Annotated in this window: 27 protein-coding genes, 1 tRNA gene and 5 pseudogenes; 21 read left to right on the top strand and 12 right to left on the bottom strand. The window is 70.7% G+C overall.

Annotated elements, in window-relative coordinates:
- A pseudogene (locus ACFYYB_RS28080) lies at positions 1-153 on the top strand (PRC-barrel domain containing protein); the annotation flags it as partial.
- Between the two features lie 255 nt (positions 154-408).
- Entirely contained in the window at positions 409-666 is a 258-nt protein-coding gene (locus tag ACFYYB_RS28075; protein WP_389438441.1) for a hypothetical protein, read from the top strand.
- Positions 667-1,048: 382 nt separating this feature from the next.
- On the opposite strand, the gene ACFYYB_RS28070 is transcribed toward ACFYYB_RS28075, so the two are convergent.
- On the bottom strand, positions 1,049-1,438 hold the full coding sequence (locus tag ACFYYB_RS28070) for a hypothetical protein (RefSeq protein WP_389438440.1): 390 nt from the start codon (positions 1,436-1,438) through the stop codon (positions 1,049-1,051).
- Positions 1,439-2,167: 729 nt separating this feature from the next.
- Between ACFYYB_RS28070 and ACFYYB_RS28065 the strand changes: the two genes are divergently transcribed.
- Entirely contained in the window at positions 2,168-2,404 is a 237-nt protein-coding gene (locus ACFYYB_RS28065) for a hypothetical protein (RefSeq protein ID WP_389438439.1), read from the top strand.
- Between the two features lie 106 nt (positions 2,405-2,510).
- Here the strand turns inward: ACFYYB_RS28065 and ACFYYB_RS28060 are convergent, their stop codons facing one another.
- Positions 2,511-2,669, bottom strand: coding sequence for a hypothetical protein (locus ACFYYB_RS28060; RefSeq protein ID WP_389438438.1), 159 nt, complete (start codon positions 2,667-2,669; stop codon positions 2,511-2,513).
- 324 nt (positions 2,670-2,993) lie between these two features.
- Here ACFYYB_RS28060 and ACFYYB_RS28055 point away from each other — a divergent pair, with 324 nt between their 5' ends.
- The 5 genes and pseudogenes from ACFYYB_RS28055 to ACFYYB_RS28035 all read left to right on the top strand — a co-directional run bounded on the left by ACFYYB_RS28055 (position 2,994) and on the right by ACFYYB_RS28035 (position 8,228).
- The gene (locus ACFYYB_RS28055) at positions 2,994-3,185 is read left to right on the top strand and encodes a hypothetical protein (protein ID WP_389438437.1); all 192 of its coding nucleotides are present in this window, start codon (positions 2,994-2,996) and stop codon (positions 3,183-3,185) included.
- A gap of 36 nt (positions 3,186-3,221) precedes the next feature.
- A pseudogene (locus ACFYYB_RS28050) lies at positions 3,222-3,458 on the top strand (transposase); the annotation flags it as partial.
- A 585-nt stretch (positions 3,459-4,043) separates the two neighbouring features.
- A complete protein-coding gene (locus ACFYYB_RS28045; protein ID WP_389438436.1) occupies positions 4,044-4,787 on the top strand; it encodes a hypothetical protein in 744 nt (247 codons plus the stop codon).
- A gap of 931 nt (positions 4,788-5,718) precedes the next feature.
- Positions 5,719-5,792 (top strand) — tRNA-Gly (locus ACFYYB_RS28040).
- A 204-nt stretch (positions 5,793-5,996) separates the two neighbouring features.
- Positions 5,997-8,228: a hypothetical protein gene (locus ACFYYB_RS28035; RefSeq protein ID WP_389438435.1), complete on the top strand. Its 2,232-nt coding sequence runs from the start codon at positions 5,997-5,999 to the stop codon at positions 8,226-8,228.
- Positions 8,229-8,728: 500 nt separating this feature from the next.
- On the opposite strand, the gene ACFYYB_RS28030 is transcribed toward ACFYYB_RS28035, so the two are convergent.
- On the bottom strand, positions 8,729-9,136 hold the full coding sequence (locus ACFYYB_RS28030) for a catalase-related domain-containing protein (RefSeq protein WP_389438433.1): 408 nt from the start codon (positions 9,134-9,136) through the stop codon (positions 8,729-8,731).
- 282 nt (positions 9,137-9,418) lie between these two features.
- Between ACFYYB_RS28030 and ACFYYB_RS28025 the strand changes: the two genes are divergently transcribed.
- The 5 genes and pseudogenes from ACFYYB_RS28025 to ACFYYB_RS28005 form a co-directional block, all read left to right on the top strand.
- Positions 9,419-9,871: an SRPBCC family protein gene (locus tag ACFYYB_RS28025; RefSeq protein WP_389438432.1), complete on the top strand. Its 453-nt coding sequence runs from the start codon at positions 9,419-9,421 to the stop codon at positions 9,869-9,871.
- A pseudogene (locus ACFYYB_RS28020) lies at positions 9,864-11,451 on the top strand (phytoene desaturase family protein); the annotation flags it as partial. The gene ACFYYB_RS28025 and the pseudogene ACFYYB_RS28020, both read left to right, overlap by 8 nt.
- Before the next feature lie 185 nt (positions 11,452-11,636).
- The gene (locus ACFYYB_RS28015; RefSeq protein ID WP_389438431.1) at positions 11,637-11,810 is read left to right on the top strand and encodes a CsbD family protein; all 174 of its coding nucleotides are present in this window, start codon (positions 11,637-11,639) and stop codon (positions 11,808-11,810) included.
- A 403-nt stretch (positions 11,811-12,213) separates the two neighbouring features.
- The gene (locus tag ACFYYB_RS28010) at positions 12,214-12,552 is read left to right on the top strand and encodes an STAS domain-containing protein (RefSeq protein ID WP_389438429.1); all 339 of its coding nucleotides are present in this window, start codon (positions 12,214-12,216) and stop codon (positions 12,550-12,552) included.
- Between the two features lie 79 nt (positions 12,553-12,631).
- Positions 12,632-13,271, top strand: a pseudogene (locus ACFYYB_RS28005) (amino acid permease); the annotation flags it as partial.
- 273 nt (positions 13,272-13,544) lie between these two features.
- On the opposite strand, the gene ACFYYB_RS28000 reads toward ACFYYB_RS28005, so the two are convergent.
- Together ACFYYB_RS28000 and ACFYYB_RS27995 are read right to left on the bottom strand one after the other, a co-directional pair.
- On the bottom strand, positions 13,545-13,877 hold the full coding sequence (locus ACFYYB_RS28000; protein ID WP_389438427.1) for an STAS domain-containing protein: 333 nt from the start codon (positions 13,875-13,877) through the stop codon (positions 13,545-13,547).
- A gap of 130 nt (positions 13,878-14,007) precedes the next feature.
- Positions 14,008-14,439: an ATP-binding protein gene (locus ACFYYB_RS27995; protein ID WP_389438425.1), complete on the bottom strand. Its 432-nt coding sequence runs from the start codon at positions 14,437-14,439 to the stop codon at positions 14,008-14,010.
- 300 nt (positions 14,440-14,739) lie between these two features.
- Here ACFYYB_RS27995 and ACFYYB_RS27990 point away from each other — a divergent pair.
- The 3 genes and pseudogenes from ACFYYB_RS27990 to ACFYYB_RS27980 form a co-directional block, all read left to right on the top strand.
- Positions 14,740-15,138: pseudogene (locus ACFYYB_RS27990) on the top strand (STAS domain-containing protein); the annotation flags it as partial.
- Entirely contained in the window at positions 15,126-15,557 is a 432-nt protein-coding gene (locus tag ACFYYB_RS27985; protein WP_389438424.1) for a hypothetical protein, read from the top strand. The pseudogene ACFYYB_RS27990 and the gene ACFYYB_RS27985, both read left to right, overlap by 13 nt.
- A gap of 22 nt (positions 15,558-15,579) precedes the next feature.
- A complete protein-coding gene (locus ACFYYB_RS27980; protein ID WP_389438422.1) occupies positions 15,580-17,211 on the top strand; it encodes a phospholipase D family protein in 1,632 nt (543 codons plus the stop codon).
- Between the two features lie 64 nt (positions 17,212-17,275).
- Here ACFYYB_RS27980 and ACFYYB_RS27975 read toward each other — a convergent pair whose 3' ends face one another.
- The gene (locus tag ACFYYB_RS27975; protein ID WP_389438421.1) at positions 17,276-17,605 is read right to left on the bottom strand and encodes a TfoX/Sxy family protein; all 330 of its coding nucleotides are present in this window, start codon (positions 17,603-17,605) and stop codon (positions 17,276-17,278) included.
- A 130-nt stretch (positions 17,606-17,735) separates the two neighbouring features.
- Here ACFYYB_RS27975 and tsaD point away from each other — a divergent pair, with 130 nt between their 5' ends.
- On the top strand, positions 17,736-18,794 hold the full coding sequence (gene tsaD / locus ACFYYB_RS27970; RefSeq protein ID WP_389438471.1) for a tRNA (adenosine(37)-N6)-threonylcarbamoyltransferase complex transferase subunit TsaD: 1,059 nt from the start codon (positions 17,736-17,738) through the stop codon (positions 18,792-18,794).
- Between the two features lie 95 nt (positions 18,795-18,889).
- Here the strand turns inward: tsaD and ACFYYB_RS27965 are convergent, their stop codons facing one another.
- Positions 18,890-20,626 carry an amidase gene (locus ACFYYB_RS27965; RefSeq protein WP_389438420.1) on the bottom strand — a complete coding sequence of 579 codons (1,737 nt, stop codon included), beginning with the start codon at positions 20,624-20,626 and terminating at the stop codon, positions 18,890-18,892.
- A gap of 174 nt (positions 20,627-20,800) precedes the next feature.
- Between ACFYYB_RS27965 and ACFYYB_RS27960 the strand changes: the two genes are divergently transcribed.
- Positions 20,801-21,523: a TetR/AcrR family transcriptional regulator gene (locus ACFYYB_RS27960; protein WP_389438419.1), complete on the top strand. Its 723-nt coding sequence runs from the start codon at positions 20,801-20,803 to the stop codon at positions 21,521-21,523.
- 57 nt (positions 21,524-21,580) lie between these two features.
- Here the strand turns inward: ACFYYB_RS27960 and ACFYYB_RS27955 are convergent, their stop codons facing one another.
- The gene (locus ACFYYB_RS27955) at positions 21,581-21,934 is read right to left on the bottom strand and encodes an STAS domain-containing protein (protein ID WP_389438417.1); all 354 of its coding nucleotides are present in this window, start codon (positions 21,932-21,934) and stop codon (positions 21,581-21,583) included.
- 553 nt (positions 21,935-22,487) lie between these two features.
- Between ACFYYB_RS27955 and ACFYYB_RS27950 the strand changes: the two genes are divergently transcribed.
- Genes ACFYYB_RS27950 through ACFYYB_RS27940 form a run of 3 tightly spaced genes read left to right on the top strand, consistent with a single transcriptional unit; the run spans position 22,488 to position 23,504 of the window.
- Positions 22,488-22,736, top strand: a complete 249-nt coding sequence (locus tag ACFYYB_RS27950) for a hypothetical protein (RefSeq protein ID WP_389438416.1) — start codon at positions 22,488-22,490, stop codon at positions 22,734-22,736.
- A 49-nt stretch (positions 22,737-22,785) separates the two neighbouring features.
- The gene (locus tag ACFYYB_RS27945; protein ID WP_389438414.1) at positions 22,786-23,241 is read left to right on the top strand and encodes a DUF3618 domain-containing protein; all 456 of its coding nucleotides are present in this window, start codon (positions 22,786-22,788) and stop codon (positions 23,239-23,241) included.
- Entirely contained in the window at positions 23,238-23,504 is a 267-nt protein-coding gene (locus tag ACFYYB_RS27940) for a DUF4235 domain-containing protein (protein ID WP_389438413.1), read from the top strand. Before ACFYYB_RS27945 ends, ACFYYB_RS27940 begins: the two co-directional genes overlap by 4 nt.
- A 70-nt stretch (positions 23,505-23,574) precedes the next feature.
- On the opposite strand, the gene ACFYYB_RS27935 is transcribed toward ACFYYB_RS27940, so the two are convergent.
- The 4 genes from ACFYYB_RS27935 to ACFYYB_RS27920 all read right to left on the bottom strand — a co-directional run bounded on the left by ACFYYB_RS27935 (position 23,575) and on the right by ACFYYB_RS27920 (position 26,839).
- Positions 23,575-23,790, bottom strand: coding sequence for an STAS domain-containing protein (locus ACFYYB_RS27935; RefSeq protein ID WP_389438411.1), 216 nt, complete (start codon positions 23,788-23,790; stop codon positions 23,575-23,577).
- Between the two features lie 66 nt (positions 23,791-23,856).
- Entirely contained in the window at positions 23,857-25,209 is a 1,353-nt protein-coding gene (locus ACFYYB_RS27930) for a PP2C family protein-serine/threonine phosphatase (protein ID WP_389438409.1), read from the bottom strand.
- Positions 25,206-26,438 (bottom strand): ATP-binding protein, encoded by a 1,233-nt coding sequence (locus ACFYYB_RS27925; protein WP_389438407.1) that lies wholly within the window; start codon positions 26,436-26,438, stop codon positions 25,206-25,208. Before ACFYYB_RS27925 ends, ACFYYB_RS27930 begins: the two co-directional genes overlap by 4 nt.
- Positions 26,426-26,839 carry an anti-sigma regulatory factor gene (locus tag ACFYYB_RS27920; protein ID WP_389438406.1) on the bottom strand — a complete coding sequence of 138 codons (414 nt, stop codon included), beginning with the start codon at positions 26,837-26,839 and terminating at the stop codon, positions 26,426-26,428. The genes ACFYYB_RS27925 and ACFYYB_RS27920 overlap by 13 nt, the downstream gene beginning before the upstream one ends.
- Between the last annotated feature and the right edge of the window lie 56 nt (positions 26,840-26,895).

The following is a 26,895-nucleotide window of genomic DNA, read 5'->3' as shown; positions in this document are numbered from 1 at the left end:
AGCCGGATCGACGCGAACGACGAGAAGATCTATGTCGACCGGACGAAGGAGCAGATCAAGAACGCTCCGGAGTTCGACAAGGACAAGCACCTCGGCGATGCGGACTACCACCGCCAGGTCGGCGGCTACTACGACGGCCCGCACCGCCTGTAACCGACGCGGACACAGATGTACGGGGCGGGGGCGGCAACCGATTGGTTGCCGCCCCCGCCTCCGTCCCAGCCATGCCATGGAGCGGTTGCTGCCCAGCGGCGTCTCCACGCGTCGTCGGCCCGAGGCGGCCGCTTTCCCCTCGGGTGCGTGTTGGTGTAGGAGCACGGCTCTTCATCCGGCGGGCGCGGACTGGCAGTCGCCGTGGATGGGCCATGGGTGGCACGGCGGTGCAGGCGAGATGCTGGAGACGTGCTCATGACTGACCACACCCCGCAGCCCGACCACGGAGCCGTCCCCGACGGGGCGGTCCCGTTGACCGACGACGTGAAGGCGGGCCCGGCCCGGGACGGCACGGCCTCGGTGTGGATTCAGTACACCGGTGCTCAGGACTGGTACACCCTCACCGGCAGCCTCGCCCCTCTGCCACCCGAGGGCCTCGCGGCGCTCCACGAGCTCGTCGTCGAGGCCGTGAAGGCCGGGGCCGGCGCCGAAGTCCCCGACGTCACCTCGTGAGTGCCGGGCCGTGGCATCGTCCGGTCCCCGGCTCCGCCTGTGGAGCGGGGGTGTGACGGGCGGCCCCGAACGCCTCGATTCTGCCGGATGCGCCCTTGCCCGAGGATCGGAGGCTGTAGCTGATGAAACGAGACCGTTGGGCATGGGTGGGCATGATCGGTCTGGGGCTCGGGGTGCTCGGGATGGCCCTGTCCGTGCTTGATCGCTTCCTCACCTGAGAGGCCCGGGTCAGCAACGAGGCTGCCGCAGGGCGGCCTCGCCTGCCGCAGTGCCGCGCTCCGAGGGGCGGATGGGCTGCCGCGCGGCGCGCTCGCCGCCGGCTGGCGGCGGGCGGCGTTGATCCGAGGTCGGCGGTGCCGCCAGCCGGCAGGGGTGGTCCGGGTTAGCTGTCGACGCCGCGGAGGACGCTGCTGCACTGGGGGTCGAAGTCCAGGACGTGTGCGATCTGGCTGTCGTTGGTGTAGCCGTATTCCTCGCCGTGGAAGTCTTCCTCGGTGTAGAAGGTCCAGGAGCCGCCCGGCGGGACGTAGGCCGACTTCGCGGTGAGCAGGGCGGAGGCGGGGCCGGTGACCTGGTGTTCGTTGTCGATTTCGCCCTCCAGCCCGGTGTCGGGGTAGAAGGTCAGCTTGGTGGGGTCGGTGGGGTAGTGCTCGTACTTGGGCGTGCCGACCTCGTCGGAATCGTCTGTGTAGACGCGGTGGTGGGATTTGTCCCACTCGGTGAGTGGGTGGTTGGCGGGGTCGTAGTCGGTGATCTTGACGGTGAAGGCCATCAGGTTCCTTACGGCGGGGGAGGACACGGCAGCAGGCCGCGTCGTCCCGGAGTCGGGCGGTCGGCGCCGGCCATGGTGAGACGGGCACAGTCGCTCACCATGATCATGCTGAGTGCCCGGCCTTGGGGCCGGATCACCGATTTCCGCCCGCTGTTCGTGGCCGGGAGGTCAGAGGGTGCGGTCGAGGTGGGCGGCGATTCGGTCGGCTGCCGGGGCGTTGTCGGCGGCGGGCTGGGAGGGGGCGAACATGCCGGTGGCGGCGCGGATGTCGTCGGGGAAGCTCTCTTACCGGCCGACGAGGGCGGCCTGGACGGTGTCGGGGTTGCCGGTGTGGTCCTGGCCGGTGGCGGTGGCCAGGTCCGAGTTGTGCAGGACGGCTTCGAGCAGGTGCAGGTGCACGATCCGCGCTACCAGGCCGCCGCCGGGTGGGTTCGCTCATGGGCGCCGGGACCGGCTGGCCGGGCGAGCCTTGCGGAGTTCGAACGGATCGTCCGGTGCTGGCCCGCCGGGCTGCCAGGCCCGGGAGTGATCCGCTGGCCGGGCCCGGCCCCGTACGTTGGTGATGGCGGGGCGATCACGAGGGTCCCTGCGGGGCCCGGTTGACGTCGAGGTCGGCGAGCGCGGTCGGCTGCACTCGGCCCTCGTCGGTCGAGCCTGGGCCGTGGCGTAGCGCGCGCCGCATGGCCTACGGGATCGTGTCCCCGAGCGCCGGCTGTCGTTGCTCAGGCCATGAAGAAGATCATCACTGCTGCCGCTCTCGTCGTTGCTTCCGTCGGCTTGGCCGCCCCGGCACACGCCGACAACGACTCGAACTTCGGTGGCGGCGTCAACGCCGCGAACAACTGGAACTTCGCCGCCGCCGCGGTGTGTCTCCAGGAAACCGCCGTCGTACCCGCCATGGGGGACTGGACGGGCGACCACGTCAACAACTGCTCCAACGGCAACGTCATCGACCACTCGAAGTAGCCTCGCAGCCGGCATGCGTGCGGCGCCGGTGGGCGCTGCACGCTGCGCGGCGCACTGTCGGCCCGAGGGCGCGGGCGTCTGTGACCGTGTGCGCGTCTGGGGCGAACTACTCGCCCAACTTGGCTCGCTCCTCGCGCATCAGCTTGAGATCGTGTTCGAAATAGTCGGCTTTGAAGTCGTCGCCCTGCGCCCGTGCGCGCTTGATTTTGTACTCGAGATCGTGGATCCGGACGTCGAGACGGTCCTTGTTCTCGGGGTCTGTCATTGCGCGCCTCTCCCTCGTGGGCAGGCCCGCTGCCTGCCGCCGCTACCTTCCCCGTGCTGTGGATCATCTACACGGGGTGGGGTCCCAACTGGGGATCCGGCGCCCCGCAGCCCGGCTGCGAGTACGCATCCTCCTGCAGGCGCAGACATCACGAAAGCGCGTACAGAACCAAGTGGGACGCTCAGTCACACCGGGGCGGTGAGTGTGGTGCGGTGGGAGGCTGGACAGGGAGTTCTCGGGCGTTGACCTGGCCAGGGCGTCCCGGTTGAGGACCGTGCGGCCTCAGTTCGGTGACGGCCGGGCCGGTGCGGCGTTGTTCCAGGTATGGACGACTTGTTGGACGTGCTCCTCGACTCGGTCACCGAGCCGCGCCTGAAGCTGATCAGTGGTGACGAGGCGCGGGCCGCGATGATCCTCCTGGGGCTGCTCGATGACGCCGGGCTGCCCCAGGAAATCCGGCAGGCCGCTGCGGAACTCCGGTTCCGTATCGGGTCCCGGCTGGCCGTGCCGTTGTAGGGGAGGGCCGTCTACTTCGTGATGGCGAACCGCGAGGGACATTTGCTCGACGAGTGGATCACCGCAGTGACCGCAGCTGATTCCGTGCCACACCTGGCCAGCTTTGCGAGCGGCCTGCGCCGCGACCTCGCTGCCGTCACAGCCGGACTCACGTTGCCCCACAGCAGCGGACCTGTCGAAGGCACCGTCAACAAGATCAAGTTCCTCAAGAGGCAGATGTTCGGCCGCGCCAACCTCGACCTGCTCCGCATCCGGGTACTTCACCACCGGTGACCACTCGCGATGACTCATCCACGACTTCGTCGAAATGTTATTGGGCGTCCTCCGCCCACGGAAGGCCTGCGGTGTGCGGCCGGGTGCCAGACGCCGCGGCCCGTCAGGTTGGATGGCAGCGTGGCGAGACGATCCCAGACGAAGAAGAAGCGACCTTCCTTCGGTATACCGAAGGAGATCACCCTGCTGTCCGGCCGAGACGTGTGGCCCTTCACGTTCGTTGCCCATGGCTGGGGAGGCGGATGCGGCAAGGTTCCGATGCCTGCCGATGCGGCCCTCCATGACGTGCAGACGGCGATCTTCACGTCACTCGCGGACTACACCCGCACAGCACACGGTGTTGAGATCGACGTCGAATGGTCCTCCCTGACGCCGGATTCGTGGGTCGGCCACTTCCGGCAGGTCACTGCGGAGGAGCCCCCTCCGTCTGAAGCGGCAGTGCCCCAGGCTGCCGTGCCGTCGTTGCGTCGTTCCGGAGGGGCATCCGGGGACCAGCGTCCCTGAGGCGGCCCGAACTGCTGCCCTCAGCGGAGCCCACACGAATTTCACATGACAGTTGCGAGCGTGCTCCGCGATCATTGCGCGATGACCATGGGACCGGACCTTCTCAGCCTGAGCATCGTGTGCCCACCGCCAGGCAAGGGCGGCATAGAGGTCCGCCCGATCGTCAATGGCCGGGATTTCCTGGCCGACGTGTCCTTTCCCTACAGGGTGGGTGGCCTCCGGTATCTGGGAGCAGGCCGGCGGTATCTGCTGGGCGGTGCCGCGCCGCTGCATGCCGCGCTGACGCCCCACGAGGTTCGTCTGGCCTGGTCCGGGTGCGGCGTGGAGGAGTGTTGCGGCGCCCTGTACGTGACGGTCAGGCGCGACAGGGATCACGTCGTCTGGGCCGGCTGGCGCGACCTGGCCCATCAAGACCTCGACCTGCCGGAGCTTCGTTTCGCCGCAGACCAGTACGAAGTCGAGGTCCTGCGAGCCGGAGAGGACCGCAGTTGGGAGTGGCCGGCAGGAGTGGTTGCGCGGCTGCTCGAGGCAGGGCTGAGGGACCGCGGAGACTGGCTCGCCAGGTGGGAGTGCGAGTTGGAAGACGTCTGGGCCTCCCGCACCACGGAACCTGATCGGATCAGCGTTCTCCTGAGGCATCCCCCGAACCGGGCCGACACAGATCTGCCCTGGGCACAGTTCCTGGTGACCCTCCCGGTCTCCGCAGAGGTCCCATCCCTCCAGGCGGAGCACCTTGAATCGCTGCTGACCGCAGGCGACCCCCGTGCCACCGCCGAGCTTTGCGGAGGCTACAACCCTGAGGAACTGGGCTACCCGTGGCCGTAGCCGGCCAGGATCGTGGCGTAGGCGTTTCCACGGCGTTTGGCCACGTCGTCGACACTCTGAATCTGTACGTCCTTCAAATCTGGCAGGAACACGCGAGCACAGCAGACATCACTGCCTGCGGACGGAGCATGCAGCACGAAGAACCCCGAGGCCGTTCGGTGACGATCAAAGATCCGGTTGCCCCAGATCGTCACTGAGCGATAGCTCGCGCACTCGACTGATTCCGCAACCGCGACCATCCGGGTCCTACCTGCCTCCGGCCCCGCGGCAACGGGACCCCACGATCAGTTACCGATTCACCGAATGTGGGCCAGAGCCCAGCTACTCTGCGCACGCCATCCTCGCTGTTGGCCCTGTCAGGGCCGTCGCGCCGGGTCCGTCCGCGCTCGGCGTCTGGGAGGTGGCACGGCAGAGGAGGACAAAAGAGCGCCGCCGCTGTCCTTCTTGCGCCTGCCCCGACCCCGGCTCCGGACTCGCGCGGAAGGTTGGGGACAACGCGGGCGCGTGGTCAACGGATGGTCGGGCGCGGCTCAGCGGCCGCCGCGCTGTTGACGGCGGTCCTGGCGTTCAGCCGGACGGTACGGTGCCGGTGGTCAGTCCGGTCAGCGACGGCAGGCCGCCGTCGGCCAGGGCGCGGCGCTGGCGGTCCGCAGGCGTGCCTTATAGCAGCAGCCGGTCTTCTGCCGTGACCTCGGCCGGGGTTTGGGCAAGCACCCGATGGTGCCCGGCTGGGCCGTACTCGGTCGTCGCCGTCTTGGACGGGCCTCGCGCCTCTCGTCTGGTCGGTGGCGTTCCCCGCCCGGCCCTGCGCCCGGCGACGGGTATAGCGGGCCGCGGAGCGGTCGGGCGCCGGGCATGGCCCGCTGTGCGGCTGGTGGCTCGCAATTCGATTGCCGTGTCTAGGTGATCGTTCTAGGGTCGGAGCATCGAACGGCGTGTAGCTCAGTCAGTCAGAGCACCGGGCTTCCTACCCGGGGGGCGCAGGGGCAGGTCCTGCCACGCCGGCTTATGAACGAGAGCGCTGACCAGCAGCCCCCGACCGAGCCCGGCCGTCCCGCCGGTGCGTCCGCAGCCGCGACGACTGGCCTGGCAACCGCCTCGTCTGCGTACGCCGCAGATCAGCTGGCACGTGCACTGCGCACCTCCGTCTCGCACGCTGAGCCGGCCACCCGCGACCGCGCCCTCGGCCGGATGCAGAAATGGCGTGCAGTGCTCGCAGGCATGGCGGACGGCAGCCTCACCGTCGGTTCGCGCACCCCGGTCGCTGGACTGCCCGCCTGGGTCACCCCTGAGGTCGTCCGCGGCGGATTCCCCACCGGAACACCCGGCGCGAGCGGGCCCCTCGCCCAGTATGAAGCGGACGCCGCCCTCCGAGCCGGAGTACCGGCCGACCGTGCGGCGCTCTTCGCGCACGCGCTGACGGAGCCGGGCATCGAGGAATTGTGGGAACTGCTGGACACCGGTCGCTACGAGGTGTCCCTGCCCGAGGAGGCGGCCCTGCTGACCGTCGCCTGGCTGGTACGGGCCGACGACTTCGGCACGGCCGCAGCCCTGGTGAGGGAGCTTCAGCCGTTCGCCGACCAACTGCGCTTCCTGCCCCGCCCGGCCGACCGGCCCGCCCCCGACACGAGCGCGGTGCACCGCCGCAGCGTTGGCGAGGTTTCGGACGCACTGCGGGCCCGCAGGCCCAAGACCGCCATCGAGGTGCAGCGCGAAGCCCTGGGCGTGTGGCGGCCCTTCGACGACGAACTCGTTGCGTACTGGCTGCAGCACAGTGAAGCGACCGCCCCGGTCGGGGCCACAGCGGATCGACCCGGACCAGAGCGCGTGCCCGGCCCCGGCCCGGCCACTCCCCGGACCGGCCGCGGTGGCGGCGACGCGCGCGTGCAGGCGGCCGCCCTGCTGGAGCGCTACCGCGCCCTCGCCGCGCTCCATACGCAGTGCCGCAAGCACCGTGACCAGAAGTCAAACGCAGGCATCATGCTGCGGGCCCTGGAAGAGGCTGCGGCGGGTCGCCCGCTCGCGCCCCGGCTCGCCGGGCTGCTGCGCCACGCGATGACCTCGGTCATCGCCAAGCGGGGCCTGCCCGGTTCGGACCGGCACGCGCGGCTGCGCGCCGAGCAGGCAGGCCAGGCGGCGCTGCCGGCTCACAACGAGATCGCCGCCGCCGTGGCGGAGCGCCTTGCACCGCTGGACCAGCGCGCCGGTACTCCCGACATCGACGGGCTGCTCACACCGGTCACGGAGACGGAGGCAGCAGGGACCGGCCTGCCCTCCGGAACCGTTGTTCCGCCGCGTTTGCATCAGGTGGTCCGCACCGCGCTCAGCGCTCCGCCGGAGGAACTCGTCGCGCGCGGACTGGTGCCGTCCGCGGAGGTGCTGGCCGACCTCGTTCCGCAGCTCGTGGCCAACGCCACCGCACAGCGCTACGCCGACCCCGCCCTGCGCACCCTCGAGGCGGCCACGTACCGGGCGTTCCGCAACCGGCGTTCGCTGCTGCTGCTCAACCTGGCACACCAGGTACGGGTGGACGAACTGCCCTGGGTGCGCGCGGTCGCCGGCCACGGCAGCGACGCCGATACGGAGGAACGGGCGCGGGCGGCTGCAGAGGCCGCGCTGCGCCGCCTCGGAGACCTGGCCGTCGGCGCGTTCCCCGGAACACTGCTGCCGAACCCGCTGGTGCGCGAGATGTCCCACCTGGCACGCCAGGCCGACCTCTCCGCGCCGTTCACCGAGGAACTCGCGGCCGACATCTTCATGGGGACCTTCAGCCCGAAGTTCCTGACCGCCGCGCGCGTTGCGGCCGACCTTCTGGAGGACAGCCTCTATACCCGCTACTACGGGATCGACTGCGCGGCGGTACGCAGCATGGCGGTCGTGCATGCCGCTGACGGCCTCGGCCGGGCACGTCCGGCCCGTATGGCACCCGCGTTCGACCGGCTGTGTGGGGAACGGGCCGGTACGGACTCCGCCTCCTCTTGGTCGCAGGCCGGCAACGGCACGATCATCGAGCAGGCGCAGATCCTGACCACCCACAACCTGGCCGTCCTGGTGCGGCACGCGGGCATCGCCCCAGAGGCGGGCTGGGAGGCCTTGGCAGAGGAGAGCTTCGCTGCGGTGTGCCGCCTCGTCACCCGCGTCCACGGCCACCCCCGCCCGCTCGGCACCATCAAGGACGCGGCGTACGCCTGGCGGCAGACGCTGTTCTTCCTGTCGCAGTGCCCACCCGGCCGGCAGGCCGCGCTCGTCCAGCGGATGGCGGCGGAGGCCGCCGGGCAGCCGTGGCACACGGCGGCCCGCCTTGCCCCGGTGATCGCCGGACTGCGCTTGGTTGCGGGCGGTGGCACCTTCGACGCGGACGGCATCGCACTGGGTGGCCTGGCCCGCCGCTTCCAGGGTTGGACCACGACCGGCCACTGGATGGGCTCAGCCGTCCGCTGACCGGCCGAGGCGAAGACGGCGCTGCGAATCTCGCAGAGGAACAGCTACGCGCGCACGGATTCAGCTACGCATACACAGTGAACCCGGACGGAACCCTGACCTGCGAGATCACGGACGAAGAGCCCAATAGCTACCCGCTCGCGGCCGAGAAGGGCAAAACTGCGAAGCCGGGGAACGGCGGTCAAGTCGAAGTCTGAGCCGCGCGGGCGGGAGGCTGACCGGAATCGCTCCGCTCAACTCTTTTTGCCCGCGGTACCTGTGAGGTGGACGTGGACGACGACGTTGGCCGGGTAGCCGGCCTTCTTCGTGTACGTGCCCCCGCACGTGAAGAGGTGTGGTTCGGGGCGGCCCGTGGCGCCGGAGACCTACTGGTCGGGGAATCCATCGATGCGGTGCACCGCGATGGCGTCGACGGTGAAGACCGGGCCTCCGTGCTGCCGGGGCCCGTTGCGTGCAACCCTGAGACGCTCGTTTGCTGACTGCCGACGGCCGCGACGGCGTCAACAGCTGAGGTGCCTGTGGGCCTGAACGGCCAGGCCCGGCATGGCTGCTGGTCGCTCGTAGCCGTTCGGGGGCGGCGACGCGTGCCCCCGCCCCCGACCATCTGGGGGCCGGATCCGTGTGCTGGCCGGGGCTGGGGTCGGCGGCGACGAGCGGCACGGTGGAGCCCGCAGACCGAGACCCGTAGCCACCTCCTCGCACGACTGCGGGTCGATGTTGGCCAGGACCTTCAGGGTGCGTTCCCTGATGGCCTGCTCGTAGCACTTGCTCAGCTCGAAGGTGTAGGCGGCGACGATGTGTTCGCGCTCGGTCGGGGTCATGCTGAGCCAGAACAGGCGGGGTTGGGTGAGGTGGTCCGAGAAGGAGGCGGGCGCCTCGCGGACCTTGCTTGCCGCCGGAACCTTCACGGGTGTCTCGTTGCGCGGCCGGCAAATCGACGTCGTCCGCCGGAGGGGAGCCTCCAGCGGGCTGGCCCGCACCAGAGCTGTCCTTTGTCGGCCACTCTGGGTGACCGACGGTAACGCGACCGCTCGCGCAAGGGGTGGGACGATGAACCATGCTGGCGGTAGTGGCGCGAGCCGGCGGGGCGTCCCAGCGCCGCGGGGGGTTGGCGCGTAAGGCGGTGGGCACTCGCGTTCCACGCGGCACGCCGCCGCTGCATCCGATCTCCCCGGAGAAGGGCCTTTCCCATGGCCGTACGCAGTCACCTGATCCACTGCCCTCCGCAGACCGTCTGGCAAGTACTCGCAGATCCGGAGTGTTACGGCGAGTGGGTCGTGGGACCGTCCGACTCCACACCGCTCGATCATGCCTGGCCCGAGCTCGGATCCCGGCTCCGGTACACCGTGCGGCTCGGTCCGTGGAAGGCCGAGGGGATCACGACCGTACGCCACCAGGAGCCCGGCAGGGAGCTGGAACTGGAGGCGGCGTTCAAAACTCTGGGGACGGCGAGGATCTTCCTGCAGCTCCGGCCGTGGGGAGAGGAAACCCTCGTCGTGTGCGACGAGCATCCCCTGCGCGGTCTGGGCGGCACCCTCCACAACCCCGCCATCGAAGTGCTGCTCCAGATACGCCACCGGGGGATGCTCGCCCGCCTGGCAAGGCTCGCGGAAAAGGAGTGGTCAGAGGACCGTGGTGCCTGACGCGGTGGTGATCGGCGCGGGCCCTAACGGGCTGGTGGCTGCGAACCTGCTGGTGGACGCCGGCTGGAGCGTGGAAGTCCTGGAAGCGCAGCCAGAGCCCGGCGGAGCTGTGCGCAGCGACCGGGGCGTCCATCCCGACTACGTCTCGGACCTCTTCAGCGCCTTCTATCCGCTCGCCGCCGCCTCCCCAGTCCTCGCCCGGCTCGACCTCGCCGCCGAGGGTCTGCGCTGGAGCCACGCGCCCTCCGTACTGGCCCACCCGTTGCCCGACGGCCGCTGCGCCGTCCTGGAGCGCCGGCTCCAGGACACATGCGACGGACTCGCGGAGTTCGCCGCGGCCCACGGCGACGCCTGGCAGGACATGTACCGCACGTGGAGCCGGATCGGGCCGGATCTCGTACAGGCCCTGTTCACTCCCTTTCCGCCGGTCCGCTCTGGGCTCCGGGTGGCCGCGAGGCTCCGTGCGTCAGGGGGATTGCGGCTGGCTCGCAAACTGGCCCTCCCCGCACGGCGCTTGGGCGAGGAGGAGTTCGCCGGAGCGGGTGGCCGGCTCCTGCTGGCCGGCAATGCCCTCCACGCAGACCTGGCTCCCGAGGCCGCGGGCAGCGGCGGCTTCGGCTGGCTGATGTCGATGTTCGGCCAGAGCCACGGTTTCCCGGTCCCCGTAGGGGGCGCGGGCGCGCTGACCGCCACGCTCGTGAACCGGCTGCGCCGTCGCGGGGGAGTGCTGCGCTGCGGGGAGCGGGTCGCCTCCGTCGTCCTACGCGGCGGTACTGCGGTCGGTCGGAGTGGTGACGGCCGGCAGGGAGAGCGTCGCCGCACGGCGTGCCGTGCTCGCCGATACCTCGGCGCCGGTCCTGTACTGCGAGCTGGTCGGCGAGGAACACCTTCCGGCCCGTCCCCTGCGTGATCTGGAGAGATTCCAGTGGGACTTCGCGACCTTCAAGGTCGACTGGGCGCTGAGGGGACCGGTTCCGTGGACGGCCCCGCGGGCGGCCGGGGCGGGTACGGTCCACGTGGCCGACGGGATCGACGGCCTGACCCGCTTCGCCTCCCAGCTGGCCCTGGGCCAGGTACCGGACGAGCCCTTCGCCCTGTTCGGGCAGATGACCACGGCGGATCCCAGTCGCTCGCCGGCGGGCACGGAATCTGCCTGGGCCTACACCCACCTCCCGCAGCGCATCGTCGGCGACGCCGGCCCGGACCGCATCACCGGGACGTGGGACGTCCACGCACAGGAGGCCATGGCCGACCGCGTCGAAGCACAGGTGGAGCGCTTCGCCCCGGGCTTTCGCGCACTGATCGCCGCCCGCCGGATCCTGGCCCCCACCACCCTGCAGTCCATGAACGAGAACCTGCACAACGGCGCCATCAACAACGGCACCACTGCCCTCCACCAACAGACGATCTTCCGCCCCACCCCGGGCACCGGCCGCCCCGAGACCGAGGTCAAGGGCCTCTTCCTCGCCTCGGCGGCCGCCCACCCAGGCGGAGGCGTGCACGGCGCTCCCGGCGCGAACGCCGCCCGTGCCGCCCTGCGCTCAAACGGACTCCATGGCCTCCTCCACCGGGCCCAGCGTGCATCAACGACCGCTCTCGCAGGAACTGTTCGGAGGTACCGAGGAGCGCGACGGGCCCCGATGGCGCTTGACGTGAGCTCGTCTCGGGGCCTCGGTGAGGCGGATGTGCACCGTCCGTTTGAGAGTGCCTCGAACGGTCATACGGGGTTTCGTAAGGCTTTTCCTAGAACAGGGAGTGATCAGCTGTGTCTGGCGAGCAGAAGGCCGAGGCAAAGGGCGAGCAGGCCAAGGGCAAGCTCAAGGAGACCGCTGGCCGTCTTACCGGCAACGAGCGGCTGGCCGCCGAGGGCCGCGCCGAGCAGGCCAAGGGCGATGCCCGCGGGGCCAAGGAGAAGATCAAGGACGTCCTCAAGGACTGACGTGACATGCGAGGGGCCGGAACCGCAGCGGCGGTTCCGGCCCCTCGCATGCCGGCGTGGAACAGCCTCGGGGTGCCCCCGCCCCCGAGGGGGCCGTCCGCTGCGCTCAGGGCCTCGGCGCCGATCCAGTCGGTTGCTCCGACGCCTCTGACCGCCGCCCCTGACCACGGGCCGGGCCGGGTTGCCGCGCCGGTTGCGGCAGCGCGGCCGGGGTAGGCGCGGAGTACCGATAAGCCCGGCCCGTTGGAGACCCCGCACCACTCGGTGGCCACGATCCGTGGCCGACGTCGGGTACGGATGCTCCCGCTCGGCCGTGCACGGCACCAGCCGCGCGCTTGGCGGCCCACCGCGTTTCCACTTCCGGTGCGGCTGTGACGGGCTCCCGAGGAACGGCGGATGCGCCATGGGCCTCAAAGACTTCGCCATCGGCGTCACCGAGGAACCGGAGCGGGCCGTCGTGTCCGTGAGAGGCGACCTCGACTACGAGACCTGCTCCCAGTTGGTCCGTGTCCTGGACATGCTCGTACTGCCCGAACGGATCCTGGTCCTCGACCTCGCCCACGTCACGTTCATCGGGACCTCCGCTCTCCACGTCCTGCTCGCGCTCCGTGCCCGTGCCATCGACGAGGAGTGGACTCTCGAACTCGCCGGTGCCCCCGACCAGGCGCAATACGTTTTCGACCTCACGGCCACCCGCCGCCTGTTCACGTTCATCCCCGCCCTCACACCGGCCCTGCCGTGAACGCCCTCCGGCTCCCGCAGCCCGGAAGCGTCGGCCGCCTCCGTCCGCCTCCGATCAGAGCCGTCCCAGGCCAGAACAGATGAGGCCCATGCGTACCCACCCCGCCGCCGATGCCGGCTCCGGCGTCGACGAACCGCTGTGCAAGGTCCTCACCACACGCCTGCTGTACTTCTTCATCCTGGGAGATGTCCTCGGCGCCGGCGTGTACGTCCTGATCGGAGAAGTGGCCACCAAGTCCTGCGGCGCCGTCTGGGTGCCCCTCACGGTGGCACTCCTGCTGGCACTGCTGACCGCCGCCTCGTACGCGGAGCTCGCGACGAAGTACTCACGGGCAGGCGGAGCCTCGTACTACGCCACACGCGCCTACGGCCCCGCCGTCGGCTTTTTCACGGGGTTCTGCATGCTGGCGGCGGGTCTCGTGTCGGTCGCGGCGCTCGCCCGCGGCTTCGCGGGCGAGTACCGCGCTCGTCTCGCTGCCGGTGGTACTCGTCGCCGCGGTCTTCCTGGTCCTCCTGGGTCTGCTGAACGCACGCGGCATTCGAGAGTCGACCGGGGTCGACACCCTTGCCGCCCTGATCGAGACGGGCGGTCTGCTGCTCGTGGTGGGGCTCGGCGTGTGGATCGTCGCCCGGGGCGACGGCGACGTCGGAAGGCTCACGCAGCTCGGGACGGACTCCGCCTCACCTGCGGCCGCGGTGCTGGCGGGAGCAGTCCTGGCGGCAGGTCAGCCGTTTCCATCCAGTACGAGGGGCCGTCGTTCGGGGGTCGGTTCCTGTCCGGCTGCTGCCCACTGCGATGGGGCTGATGCCCAGACGCCACCCTTGGCTACCCGTTGTCTTGGACCAGTGGTACACCGCTATGGTCCGCGTGTTCCCCGGCTAGTGTTCTTCTGTCCGGGCCGCCCACCAGCACAGCGTCGGTCTCCACGGGGCTGAGCGCCTCCCACGGGGCTCCGATTGTGCTGCTGCCCCAGCGGGGTACGCGGTCGAGCTCTACAGAGCGCGTGCCGCGTCGACGCGGTCGACGATGGTGAAAATCTGGTCCGCCGAGGTGAGCTCGAAGAGCCGGGCGAGTCGAGCGGGGATCGGGCCGGCGAGGATGAGCCGGGAGTCGCAGCGTCTCAGGCGGATCAGCGCGTTGAGCATGGACGAGTCGGCGAAGGTCACCTGGCTGAGGTCCATGACAATGGTTCGCACCGCCGGGTCGGCGACGGCCAGGTCGACGGCTCGGTCGAACGGCTCCAGGGTGTCCTGGTCGAATTCTCCGGCGCATGCGATCACGCGTACGCCTTCGGCGTCCGGCAACACCGTCACGAGCTGTTCCATGGGTCCCTCTGTTTCTCGACTGGGGGAAGCACGGTTCCCGGGCGGTGGTTGGCACGGCGCCGATGGCGGTCCGTGCTCGGGCGGTCGGTGTGGAACGGGGGCTGAGCTCGGAGCGAGGGGCCAGGGGCGGTCACCTGATGGCGGGCCTGGATGGGTCCTCGTCGAGTGCGATGGCAACGGTGATGCGTTTGCCCTCTGCCTCGTGCTGGACCCGGAAATCCTGGGTGGAGGCCATGACGATCTCCAGGCCGTGCCGGCCGACCCGGAACGGGTCGGGGGCGAGGATCGTCGGAGCGATCGGGCTGCTGTCCCACAGGCTCACCTCAACGGATCCGCCCTGGACACCCAGCGCCAGCACGTAGGCGCCGGGGGCGTACTTGCGCGCGTTGGTGACCAGCTCGCTGACCACGAGTTCGACGGTTTCCAGGGCGCAGGCTGATACGAACAGGCCGTGCGCGTCGCGTAGACCGTCGAGGAACGAGCGGGCTATGTGCCTGGCGTCGGCGATTCTTTCGGTGCCATCGAAGGCGGCGGCCACTGACATGGAGGACTGGACCGACATCTGTGGGTCGCCCTCCGCTGTCCGCTTGGTTGGCCCGCCCCGCTCGGGGCTTGTACGCCCGGTGGTGGACGCCTCCCGTAGATATTACGGAGTGCCGGGGCCGGGGCCGCGCAGTCCGTCCCTTCCGTAGGATTTTTCCGTCACGGATCACGAACAGTTGAAGGGCGAGCTTGTGCGCGGGCCGAATGATCGGCAGCACTTCCCTTCCACCGGGGAGCCCGCGGCGGAGGCTGATCCGCGAACGGTGGTTCGGCTCGCGGGTGAGCTGGACTTCGATCACGTGGACGAGCTCACCGCAAGGCCGCCGCAGCGGCGGCGGAAGGGCACGGTGACGTCGTTACCGACGTCACTGCGTTGACGTTCTGTGATTCCAGTGGTCTGAACGTCCTTTTGCGTACACGGGTCGAGGCTCAGGAAGCAGGCCGGCGGCTGTGTCTGGCGGGGCTTAGCCAGCAGCTGCTGAAGCTTCTGGACCTCACTGGCGTGGTGGCGGCAGTTCTCCGGGGGACATCCTGCTGGCTACGAGCCCCGCCTCTGAGGGGTCCGCGCATATTCCGCACTCTTGCCCTCGCAACGCCTGCCGCTCTCGCCCTGACGGCCTCCGCCTCCCCCTCCGGCGTCGACGACGGCAGGGCGGTGGCCGAGCGCGCAACCGTCTACCGGGCGACCGCTCCGTCTATCGGCACGTGGCCGCGGTGAAAGCGGGCTACGTCTCGGACAAGCACTGCCTCGAGGACAGGGCGGGATCCGGTGCTCTCGGCTACCCGCACTTCAACCAGGCGTACGACAATTCCGTCGACCAGGCGAAGCCTGCCGCGCTCTTCTCCGAGGACGACGGGCGCGGGGGCAAACGCCAAGACCAGGACACGGCCGCGGACGACGACCACCCGACGCTGTTCGGCCGCTCCTTCGACGGCCCGATGCCCGGGCGCTTCCCCCGCCAGCCCGTCCACTACGCCCTGCACCTGTGGCTGTGGAAGAAGAACCCCTTGGGGACGTTCGCGACCTCTAGCCCCGCAGGCGCCTGCCTTCCCGGGACCACCCGGCCGAAGCGGCCCCCCACCCGTTCCGCTGACCCGGGCGGGGGCAGAGTGTCTGAGACCGCGCCGGGCGGGTAGCCGATGGGGGGAGGCACCGTAAATGGAACGCAGTGAATGGATGCTCACCGCAGGTGAACGCGGCAACACGGCCACCCGTGTGGACAGCCGCCACCCCGACGGCTCCTCGTGGACCCGGGGCAACCAGGCGCGCCCGCTCGTGCACGGCGCCACGTACTTCGCCGAGCTCCTCCGCAACATCCGGGCACAACGCCGGGGAGACCTGCTCTTCTTCACGGACTGGCGAGGCGACCCCGACGAACGGCTGGACGGCGAGGGTACGGAGATCGGCACGGTGCTGGCCGAGGCGGCCGGGCGGGGCGTGATCGTCAAGGGCCTCCTCTGGCGTTCCCACCTGGACGGACTGCGCTACAGCGAGAGCGAGAACCGGCACCTCGGGGAGGAGATCGCGGCGGCGGGCGGCGAATGCCTGCTCGACATGCGGGTGCGTCCCGGAGGGAGCCACCACCAGAAGCTGGTCGTCCTGCGCCATCCAGGCCGCCCTTCCCTGGACGTGGCTTACGTGGGCGGGATCGACCTGTGCCACAGCCGCAACGACGACGCCGACCATCACGGGGACCCGCAGACGATGCCGATGGCTGCCGCTTACGGTCCCCGGCCGCCCTGGCACGACGTCCAACTGGCCGTCCGGGGACCTGCCGTCGGTGACATAGAGGCGGGATTCCGTGAACGCTGGGAGGATCCGGCCGCGCTGAGCCGCAGCCCGCTCGTCAAACTGCGGGCGCTGGTCAACCGCGAGGACACGTACGCGGATCCCATCCCTCCGCAGCTGCCCGACCCGCCGCCCTGTGGCCAGCACACCGTGCAGGTGCTGCGCACCTATCCGAACCGGCTGTTGCGCGGCTACCCCTTCGCGCCGGACGGGGAGCGCAGCGTGGCGCGCAGCTACCTGAAGGCGCTCAAGCGGGCCAGGCGGCTCATCTACCTGGAGGACCAGTACCTGTGGTCCCCCGAGGTGGTGGAGTCCTTCGCCGGGGCGCTGCGCGAGAACCCCGAACTGCGACTGATCGCCGTGATACCCACCGTGCCCGACCAGGATGGCAGGCTGTCCGGGCCGATGAACGTGGTCGGCCGGGTCAAGGCGCTGGACAAGCTGCGCGAGGCGGGCGGTGGGCGGGTGGCGGTGTACGGCCTGGAGAACCGCGCCGGCACTCCCGTGTACGTGCACGCGAAGGTGTGCGTGGTGGACGACGTGTGGGCCACGGTCGGATCCGACAACATCAACCTCCGGTCCTGGACGCACGACTCGGAACTCAACTGTGCCGTCCTGGACGAAGAGGTGGACGCCCGCGTGCCCACCGATCCCGGCGGACTGGGCGACGGCGCCCGCCGCTTCGCGCGAGAGCTGCGGCTGGAGCTCTCCCGCGAGCACCTCGACGCCACCGGGCCCGGTCCGCTCGCGCCCGGCACTCCGGGTACGCCGGATCCGCTGTGCGACCCAGTACGGGCCTTCGAGGCGTTCGCGGCGAGCGCCGCCGCGCTGGACGCCTGGCACGAGGGCGGGGGCCGCGGGCAGAAGCCGCCGGGCCGGCTGCGTGCGTACAGCCCGCCCGACCTCTCGTATGCCGAGCGCCGCCTCACCATGCCGCTCTACCGGCTCTTGGTCGACCCGGACGGCCGTACGTTCGGACTTCGGCGGCGCAACGCCTTCTGACCCCGACCGGCCCTTGTGACGGCCTCGCCGTCCGAGTGCGCTGCTGAAGTAGCCAGGGCCGACGTCACTTGGGCGGCAGCGTGTCCGCGAAGGCCACCGCCGTCGTGATCCAGTGGTCCAGCACGGCATCCTTCGCCAGGGCCGGGCCGCTCACCGTCACCCAGCCGCGCATCGGGCGGCCGGTGAAGTCCATGGGGCGGGCCTCGGGGCGGGCGAGAGCCCGTTCGCTCCGGTCCGGACCCACACGGACGGCGATCTCCTGACCGGACACGGCCATGGTCATGTTGCCGTGCAGCAGGAAGGCGAGACCCCCGAACATCCGCTTCTCGGTGACGGCTGCCTGCTCGCCGAGCCGCTCCCGGATCCGCTGGGCGAGCCCTTCGTCGTACGTCATGCCTCCACTGTCCTGCGTCATACCTGAGCACGCCCGCCCGCCCGCCCCCCGGCCCTGGCGGCGGCGTACCTTATTGCACATGGGTTGCAACAACTTCATCTCTGCGAAAGGTGTTCCCGTGGGCTCTCCTGTGGTGCTCGGCATCGAATCGTCGTGTGACGAGACCGGTGTCGGGATCGTCTCCGGCGGGCGGCTGCTCGCGCACGTGGTGGCGTCGAGCATGGACGAGCACGCGCGGTTCGGCGGGGTGGTCCCGGAGATCGCCGCCCGCGCCCACCTCCAGGCCTTCAACCCGGTCGTGCGCGAGGCCTTGCACCAGGCGGGGCTGCGGATCCCGGACATCGACGCCGTCGCGGTCACCACCGGACCGGGTCTCTCCGGTGCCTTGCAGGTGGGCCTGGCCGGGGCGAAGACCCTCGCCTACGCGGCCGGCGTCCCGCTGTACGGCGTGCACCACCTGGCCGGGCACGTCGCCGCCGACACCCTGGAACACGGGCCGCTCCCCAACCCCTGCATGGTGCTGATCGTCTCGGGGGGCCACACCTCGCTGCTCTTCGTACGGGATCTGGTGCGCGATCCGATCCTGCACCTCGGGGACACCGTGGACGACGCTGCCGGGGAGTGCTTCGACAAGGTCGCCCGGGTCTTCGAGCTGCCGTACCCCGGCGGGCCCGCGATCGACCGGGCGGCTCGCGGAGGCAGCGGCTGCGCGGTGGCGTTCCCGCGGCCCCTGACCCGGCCGGGGGACGCTCCGTACGCCTTCTCCTTCTCCGGACTGAAGACCGCCGCCGCCCGCTGGGCCGAGCAACACCGCCTCCGCGGCGAGGAGATCCCCCTCGCCGACGGAGCCGCCTCCCTCCAGGAGGCCGTAGCCGACGTCCTCACCCGCAAGGCCCTCGCCGCCTGCGAGGAGTACGAGGTGCGCACCCTTGTCGTGGTGGGCGGGGTGGCCGCCAACTCGCGGGTACGGGCCCTGGCCGAAGAGCGGTGTGCCGCCGCGGGAGTGGAGCTGCGGGTGCCGCCGCTGAGCCTGTGCACCGACAACGGGGCGATGATCGCGGCCGTGGGCGACCTGTTGGTGCGCGCGGGCTCGGCTCCCGCGCAGCTCGACGTCTCCATCGATCCGTCGGCGCCCCTGGAGCGCGCGGCTCTGCACCCCGTGGCCCGCACCGCTGCGCGGGTTGCGTGAGCGTGGCGGCACGAAGGGCCACCGCGGGGGTGGGTGCGGTAGACGCGCCGCACCCACCCCCGCGGTGGGGACCCGCTCGGAAGCGTCCGGTCAGATCACCGGGCCGACAGCCGCGGCGTACGCGGCGGCATCGTGCGCCGGCTGCCGGTCTTCTCGAAGGCGGCGGCGAGGGCCAGCAGGGAGTTGTCGTCGTAGGCGCGGCCCGCGAAGGTGAGCCCGACTGGCATGCCGATGTCCGTCATGGTGCCCATCGGGACGGTCACGGTCGGGATGCCGAGGTGGCGGGGGACCAGGTTGCCGTTGGCGACCCAGACGCCGTTGCGCCAGCCGAGGTCGGCGGACGCCGCGTCGACGTCCATGTCGGCGGGGCCCACGTCCGCGACCGCGGGGAACACGACCGCGTCCAGGCCCAGTCCGTCCATCCACAGTTCCAGGTCGACCCGGCGCGTCTCCTCGAGCCCGCGCAGCCCCTGTTCGAGGTGTGGCATGTCGGTGAGGGAGGCGTAGGGGCGCTCGCGCACGAAGCGCGGGTAGTCGCCGATGGTGTCGTCGAAGCCGTCGTAGCGGTCGGGCAGTTCGCCTTCCTGCTTGGGCCAGATGCGGGTGGCGTCGACCTCGGCCAGGGTGGAGAGCGCCGGGTCGCCGTTGGCCTGCAGGAAGTCGTCCCAGGCCCAGGCGGACAGGTCCTCGATCTCGAAGGTGAGGAAGTCCCGGCTGACCAGTCCGCGGGTGAGCAGCGAGGGGGCGCCGGGGCGGTCGGACTCGTAGTTCGACACGACGGGGAAGTCGACCTCGACCACTTCGGCGCCGGCGGCCTCCAGGTCGCGCCGGGCGGCTTCCCACAGCGCGATGACCGAGGGACGGGTGTCGATGCGCTGCCCGGTCTGGCCGCCGATGCCGCCGTCGGGGTTCGTTCCGGCGCCGGGGTCGGCGTTGATGTACATCCGCGGTACGCCGACGCGCTTGCCTGCCAGTGCCTCGGATGCGGCCTCGGCGTCGGCGGGTGCGAGTGCCGGGTAGGAGGTGGGGCGTACCTGTGACGGGGAGGGCAGCGCCACCCACGGCTGTGCGCGCCACAGGTCCCCGCGCGTGTGCGGGTCGTCGGCGACGACGACGTCGAGCAGTTCGAGAAGGTCGGCCATGGTGCGGGTGTGCGGGACGACGACGTCCATGGTCGGTACGAGCGGCCAGTTGCCGCGGACCGAGATCACGCCGCGGCTGGGGGTGTAGGCGCACAGCGCGTTGTTCGAGGCGGGCGCGCGGCCCGAGGACCAGGTCTCTTCACCGAGGCCGAACGCGCCGAACGACGCGGCCGTCGCCGTTCCGGAGCCGTTGGAGGAGCCGGAGCCGTAGGCGCTGGTGAGCCAGTCGGCGCTGTACGGGCTCTCCGCGCGGCCGTACACCCCGCGCTGCATGCCGCCGTTCGCCATCGGCGGCATGTTGGTCAGGCCGATGAGGATGCTGCCGCCCGCGCGCAGCCGTTCGATGGCGAAGGCGTCGCACTGGGCGACGAGGTGCTCGAACGCGGGGGAGCCGGACGCGGCCGTCAGTCCCTTGACGAGGTAGCTGTCCTTCGCGGTGTACGGGATGCCGTCGAGCGGGCCGAGCGTCTCGCCCCGCGCGCGGCGTGCGTCGCTGGCCTCCGCCTCGGCGCGGGCGTCCGGGTTCATCACGACCATCGCGTTGAGCGCGGTGGACGTACCGGGCCGGTCGTACGCCTCGATCCGGGCGAGGTAGGCGTCGAGCAGACCGACGGCGGTGGTCTCGCCCTTCTCCAGCGCCGCGCGCAGGTCGGTGATACAGGTCTCGACGACATCGAATCCGCGCGTCATGAGGGTGTCTCCTGGGTGGTGGGTCGTACAGGCGGGCCGCCGGCCGTCGGGGTGGCGGCGCACACGGCCGTCGCACTCCCCATCGTGCTGACTAGATTTTCAGTCTAGACTAGGGATCTAGATCAGCGGAACCTAGACTTGGGATCTGGATTTCTCGGAACCGAAAGCGAGCTCATGCCGACGTCAGAGACCGGGCCCGGGCTGCCCGACCGCCTCCACCCGCCGGAAGGCGAGATCGGGTCGGGGAGCGCCGGGGCCGGCGCCTCCTCCCGGTCCGGCGACCGGGTCCCGGTCGACAGGAAGCGTCAGCGCAGCGGGGACGAGGCGCGGGGGCGGGCGATGCAGGCCGCCATCAGCGTCATCGCCGAGAAGGGGGCGGCGGCCTTGCGGATGTCGGACATCGCCGAGCGGGCCGGCATGAGCACCGGGCACATCCTCTATCACTTCGGCAAGAAGGACCGGCTCCTGCTCGAAGTCCTCGCGTGGAGCCAGGCGGACCTCTGGACCCGCTACCAGCGGGCCGCCGACGAGGCGGCGTCGCCGGCTGAGAAGCTGGACCTGTTCGTCCGCTTCTACCTGCCCCGCCACCAGGGCGACGAACGCTACGCGCTGTGGACGCAGGTGCTCCTCCAGCGCCACGACGAAGCAGGTCGGCGAACCCTCACCGCACTGTTGGACGGCTGGGACGAACGACTGGAGGCCATCCTCCGTGAGGGTCGTGACCTGGGGCACTTCGCCGAGGTGGACATCACCGGGTTCACCATCCGGGCGGTGGCCATGCTGAGCGGCATCTCCGAAGACGTGATGTTCGGACGGTCCCGCTGGCAGCACACCTCCGCACACGCGTTCGCCCTGTCCGCACTCGAACGCGAACTGCGTCCCACCGGTCGGGCGTGACGACCGGGATCCGGCCGCTCAAACCGGGCGGCGCCCATCCGTCGCCCTGCGGAGCCGTCAGTCGGACGTGCCGGAGGCAGGGGTGATGTGGAAGAGCTGTTCGGTGCCGGTGAGTTCGAGGAGTTTGGTGACTTGCTGGTTGGGGGCGTGGAGGGTGAGGCGGCGGCCGTGTGCTTCGGCGGTGAGGCGGGCCCGAAGGATGGTGTTGAGGCCGGATGAGTCGCAGAAGGTGAGTTCCGTCAAGTCGAGGACGACTTCGGGCGGACAGTCGGGCTGGGTGATCAGGGTGTGCAGGGCTTCTTGGAGCAGCGGGGTCCGGTCGATGTCCATCTCGCCGCCGATGCTGACGATCACTTGCTGCCCTTGCTTCTCCACCGTTACGGGCGGAACGCGGTCCTGCGCTTCTTCCATGTGTACAGCGTAGAAGGCTGCCGGGGCGGTGGCCAGATCCTTCCAGGTCAGCCGGTCGATTTGCTGCCGGCCGGCGTCGCTGTGGGGCCACGCCGCGAACGAGGGCGGCGCCGGTTGTTGCGCGTCCTCGCTGACGTGAGTGAGGCGGTGCTCGACAGGGCGCATGGCATGACACGCACATCGAAGCCAGGCCCAGGGACGACCGGCGCTGGAAACCCGCCCCGAGGACGCGGCGGGACCGGATCCGCGGGTGGAGGAGCGGGAGCCCGATCGGCCCACGAGCTGTCGAAGCGGTCGTGGAGGGCGCTCTGCGCGGCACCGTGGAGGACTGCAGGGAGGACGAACTCGCCGACCGGGCCGCGGCGCTCACCTACTACGGAGTCTTGGCGCTCTTCCCCGGCACCAACTCGCTCCCAGGAAGGTCCTTCCGCTGCGCCTGCCCTCACCGTCACGCTGATGGTCCCTGGCCTGCGCCAGTGCGCTGATCGTCGTCTTCTCCGGCTCTCTGGCCCGGCAGGCGGGCTCCGCGCTGGGTGGGGACACTGCTCTGACCGTGTGGTCGGCCATCCAGATGACCGGCGCCAGGAAGCTGCCCGGCGTCACCCACTTGAAGCCGCGGCCCCCGATCGCCGGCGGGCTGCCCGAGGACGAGGAGCCCTACGTCGACCCCCGCGACACCCGCGCCTGGAGCGACGACGACCACCGCCGCATGGACCATTGCCCCCTCGGCACCCGCCGCGAGGCCGGTGCCCCTTTCCGCAAGATTGGTTGCCGAGCGGGTGGCGGGACGGTTGCGGGGTAGCCGCGCCATGTCAGCGGCAGGGACATCGCACTGAGGAGAAGACACACCGATGAACGAAGACGCCCGTACCAACATCGGCATCCCCACCCCCGGCACCGGCGCCGACGGCTCCACGGAACTGCGCGAGCAGGTCGAGCGCACCCGCGACGAGCTCGGACAGACGGTCGAGGCCCTCGCCGCGAAGGCCGACATCAAGGCCCAGGCCAAGGAGAAGACAGCTCTGGTCTCCGAACAGATCCGCGAGAAGGCGGGGCAAGCCGTCCACCTGGTGAAGGACAACACGCCCGACCCCGTCCTGGAGAAGACAGTGCAGGCCGCGGCACAGCTGCGGGACGGAGCGGCCAAGGCGGGCCAGTACGCGGCGGACAAGACCCCCGACCCGCTCCTGGAGAAGGCCGGACAGGCAGCGACGGCCGCACGCGCCAACCGCACCCCTCTCCTCGTGGCCGGAGCCGCCGTCGTCGCCTTCCTGCTGGTGCGCCGCAGCCGGGGACGCCGCAAGTGAACGCCTCCCAAATCCCCTACAAGCCGGTAGGGATGGCCCTCGGCGCCCTGAGCGGCATGGTCGCGGGCGCGGCGTTCAGACAGGCCTGGAAGGCCGTAGAAGGCGAGGGCGATGCTCCCAGCGCGACCGACGAGGACCGGCCCTGGAAGCAAATCCTGCTCGCCGCGGCCATCCAGGGTGCGATCTTCGCCGTGGTCAAGGCCTCGGTCGAGCGGACGGGCGCGGTGGCCGTCCGGCGTGTGACGGGCACCTGGCCGGGCTGACCCACCGCGGTGGCGGCCGCTCCACCGCGCCCCGGCCGCGCCACCGTTTCCGCGGCGTAAGCGGTCGGCTCTACAGGGCGCGTGCCGCGTCGACGCTGTCGGCGATGGTGAAGATCTGGTCTGCCGCGGTGAGTTCGCAGAGCCGGGCGAGCCGGGCGGGGATCGGGCCGGCGAGGATGAGCCGGGAGTCGGAGCGTCTCAGGCGGATCAGCGCGTTGAGCACGGACGAGTCGGCGAAGGCCACCTGGCTGACGTCCACGATGATGCCTGCCGACGGCAATGTCACTGCGGAATGCCGGGTCCGGGGCGGGTTCCGGGGCCGCCCAGTCCGGTGTGCCGGCAGTCGGCGTCGCTATTCGGGGCGGCGGAGGCGAGCGGCGAAAACGATGATGTCGTCGTCCGGTTCGGCCGCGAAGACGTCGATCAGCTTCGTGCACAGGGCCTCGGGCTCGCGGGGCCCGGCCGAGGCGGCGGCGCTGAGGACTTCCATGCGCTCGTACAGGTCGCTGTCGCGGGTCTCGATCAGCCCGTCGGTGACCATCAGCAGGAGACTGTCCGATTCGATCGCGTGACTGACCGCCGGCGGGTGTTCCACCCCCAGGCCCAGCAGCGGGCCGTGTTCGCGCAGGTACCGGGGTGTACCGCCCGGCGACAGGAGCAGGGGCGGCAGGTGGCCGGCGTTGGCGACTTGCAGCCGGGAGTTTCCCGGTTCGACCAGGACGATGCAGACGCTGGTGGTCCACCCGGGCTGGTGCAGGCCCAGCAAGTGGTCGAGGTGCTGCAGCAGGACGTGCGGCGGGTGGCCCTGGGCGGCGTACGCGCGCAGGGCGTGCCGGAGCTGGCCCATGACCACGGCTGCCTGGAGGGAGTGCCCGACGACGTCGCCGACGGCCAAGAGCAGTCCGTGGGGAGTGTCGATGGCCTCGTAGAAATCACCGCCGATCTCGGCCGTCGTGGCGGCGGGCAGGTACCGCACCGCGAGATCCACCCCGGGGGACCGGGGGAGGGTGGCCGGGAGGAAGGTGCGCTGAAGGGTCAGGGCGAGCTCGTGCTCCTGTCCGAAGCGCTCGACGACGTCTTTGTGCTCCACGGTCAGTTCCGCGTACAGGGCCATGACCCCGGCGTTGGTTTCGGTGAGTTCCTCGTTGAGCCGTTCCAGCTCGTCGCGTTGGGCGTGGGCTTCCTCAAGCGCGGCGATCAGGTCCTGGGTCTGGGACCGCAGGTCGTCGATCGCGCTGGCGGGGGCGTCCGTCTCCATGAGGGCCAGGGCATGCGCCACTTCGAGGTCGCGGGCGGCGAGCTCGGGTACCGGGCAGGTGATCTCGATGCGGCCGCCGCGCGTTCGGCCGGCCGGCCGAACGGCTCCGTCGGTGGCGGGCAGGTAGAGCGTCTGGGGGAGCAGACGGATGACGGCGTCGAGCGAATCGCCGCTGGGGACGCGGTCGTCATGCCACCGCAGGGTGGCCTTGAGCGCGGCGGGCTCCCGCAGCACCTCGAAGGTCGCGGTCATGGGCATCGGCCGCAGGAGGTCGCGCCCAAGCTCGCTCAGTGCCGTGGCGAGCCGCACCTGGTCGCGGTTGTCGAGCCCTACGGCTTCGGCCACCCCCTTGGCCCGTCGGCGCAGAGCGAAGACGTCCCGTTCGGTGCCGACCGTCGCCACGGGTACGGGAGCGGGCCCCCGGGTGTGGGGGACGTGGGCGTTCACCAGGCTCCCTTGACGGCCACCACGCTGGCGTCGTCGCGCCGCGTGCCGGCATGGCGCAGGAGCCCGGCCGCGATCACGGCCGGCGGGTGGTGGAGCAGGGTGGCCAGGTCGCTCGTGGCCCAGCGTTCGCTCAGTCCGTCGGAATGCATCACCAGGGTCCCGTGGGGCGGCAGCCGGTGTTCGTACGTACGCAGTTGACGCATCTGGTGGCCGACGATCCCGGGGTGCGAGAGCAGGTTGGCGCGGGATCCGGTGGTGAGCACGCATGCACTGATGTTCCCGATCCCGCAGAACAGCAGTCGGCCGTCGGGCTCCAGGCGGGCGATCGCGACCGCAGCGCCGCGGGTTCCGCGCAGTGCCCGGTGCACTTCCTCCATCGCCTGTTCCGGCGTGCGCGCGGACCCGGAGCGGAAGGCTTGGACGGCCGCCTGAGAAGCGATCGCGGCCATCGGCCCGTGACCGAGCCCGTCGCAGGACATCACCAGCACGCCTTGGCCCGGTCCCGCGGTGGCCCCGCGGAGAAGTGCGGACCGGGACTTGAGGCCCGGCCGAGGGGACCGCTCCGATGACGCCGAGGTGCGGTCCGGACGTCCGAACGGGGTCCGGGCCCCGGTCAGGGTCGACCAGTCGGGTGCGGTGAGGGTGCTGTCGGCGCGGCCGGCTGCTTCGCCCTGCGCCGGCGTGACCTGCTCGACGGTGTCGATGCGGGCGGCCCAGGCGTCACCGCAGACGTCCTCGCCGCCTATGGGACGGGTGATCCCGCCCACGACCGCTTCGCGCGTCAGCGAGGGATCCAGGGGGTGCGGCCAGAAGCGGGCCAGCTGTACGGTTCCGATTCCCGGCACGGAGTGGACGTCGAACCTGTCGGCGAGACGCCGCAGCGCCCCCAGGCCGATGCCCAGGGTGCCGGTGCTCGACACCCCGTCCCGGAGCGCCGCCGGGACGTCGGCCATGCCGGGCCCGCCGTCGACGACCAAGACCTCGACTCCGGCCACGTTCCGGTTGCGCAGGACACGCAGCAGCATCGAGCCGTCCACGGCGTGTTTGGTCACGTTCGTCGCCAGCTCGGCGACCGCCAGGACCAGCTGGGCGGTGCGGTGCTCGCCCAGGCCGATACGGCGGCCCAGCGCGGCAGCCGCGCCACGGGCGGCCTCGGGCTGATCGCGGAACCAGGCGGAGTCCTCGCAGTCGAGCAGGGGCGGTTCCCCCACGGCGGTCACCGGCCCCACTTGGTGATGGTGACCGTGGTTCCCTGCCCGGGCACGGTGTCCAGGACGAAGTCGTCGACGAGCCGTTTGGATCCGGACAGGCCCAGACCCATGCCGTTGCCCGATGTCCAGCCGTCGGTCAGCGCCAGGTCCACGTCCGGGATGCCGGGGCCCTGATCCACGAAGTTCAGACGTACTCCGCGGCGGCCGCGATCCTCGATCACGGCGGCGGTCATGGTGCCGCCGCCCCCGTAGATGAGGGTGTTGCGGGCCAGCTCACTGGCAGCGGTGATGAGTTTCGTCTGGTCCACCAGTGAGAGCCGGCACTCCTGCGCCAGGGCGCGTACCAGTTGACGGGCCTGGACCACTCCGGCGTTGGCAGTGATCTCCAGTACCTGCGGGCCTTGGTAAGGCCCGTTCACTGCCCGGCCGCGGCATCCGGCACGATGCCCTCGTGCCCGGATCCGCCCCGGGCGGC

The organism is Streptomyces sp. NPDC002886 (genome assembly GCF_042888445.1).
Taxonomy (GTDB): Bacteria; Actinomycetota; Actinomycetes; order Streptomycetales; family Streptomycetaceae; genus Streptomyces.
The sequence above is the reverse complement of the archived record's forward strand: the minus strand, read 5'-3'. Positions and strand labels throughout refer to the sequence as shown.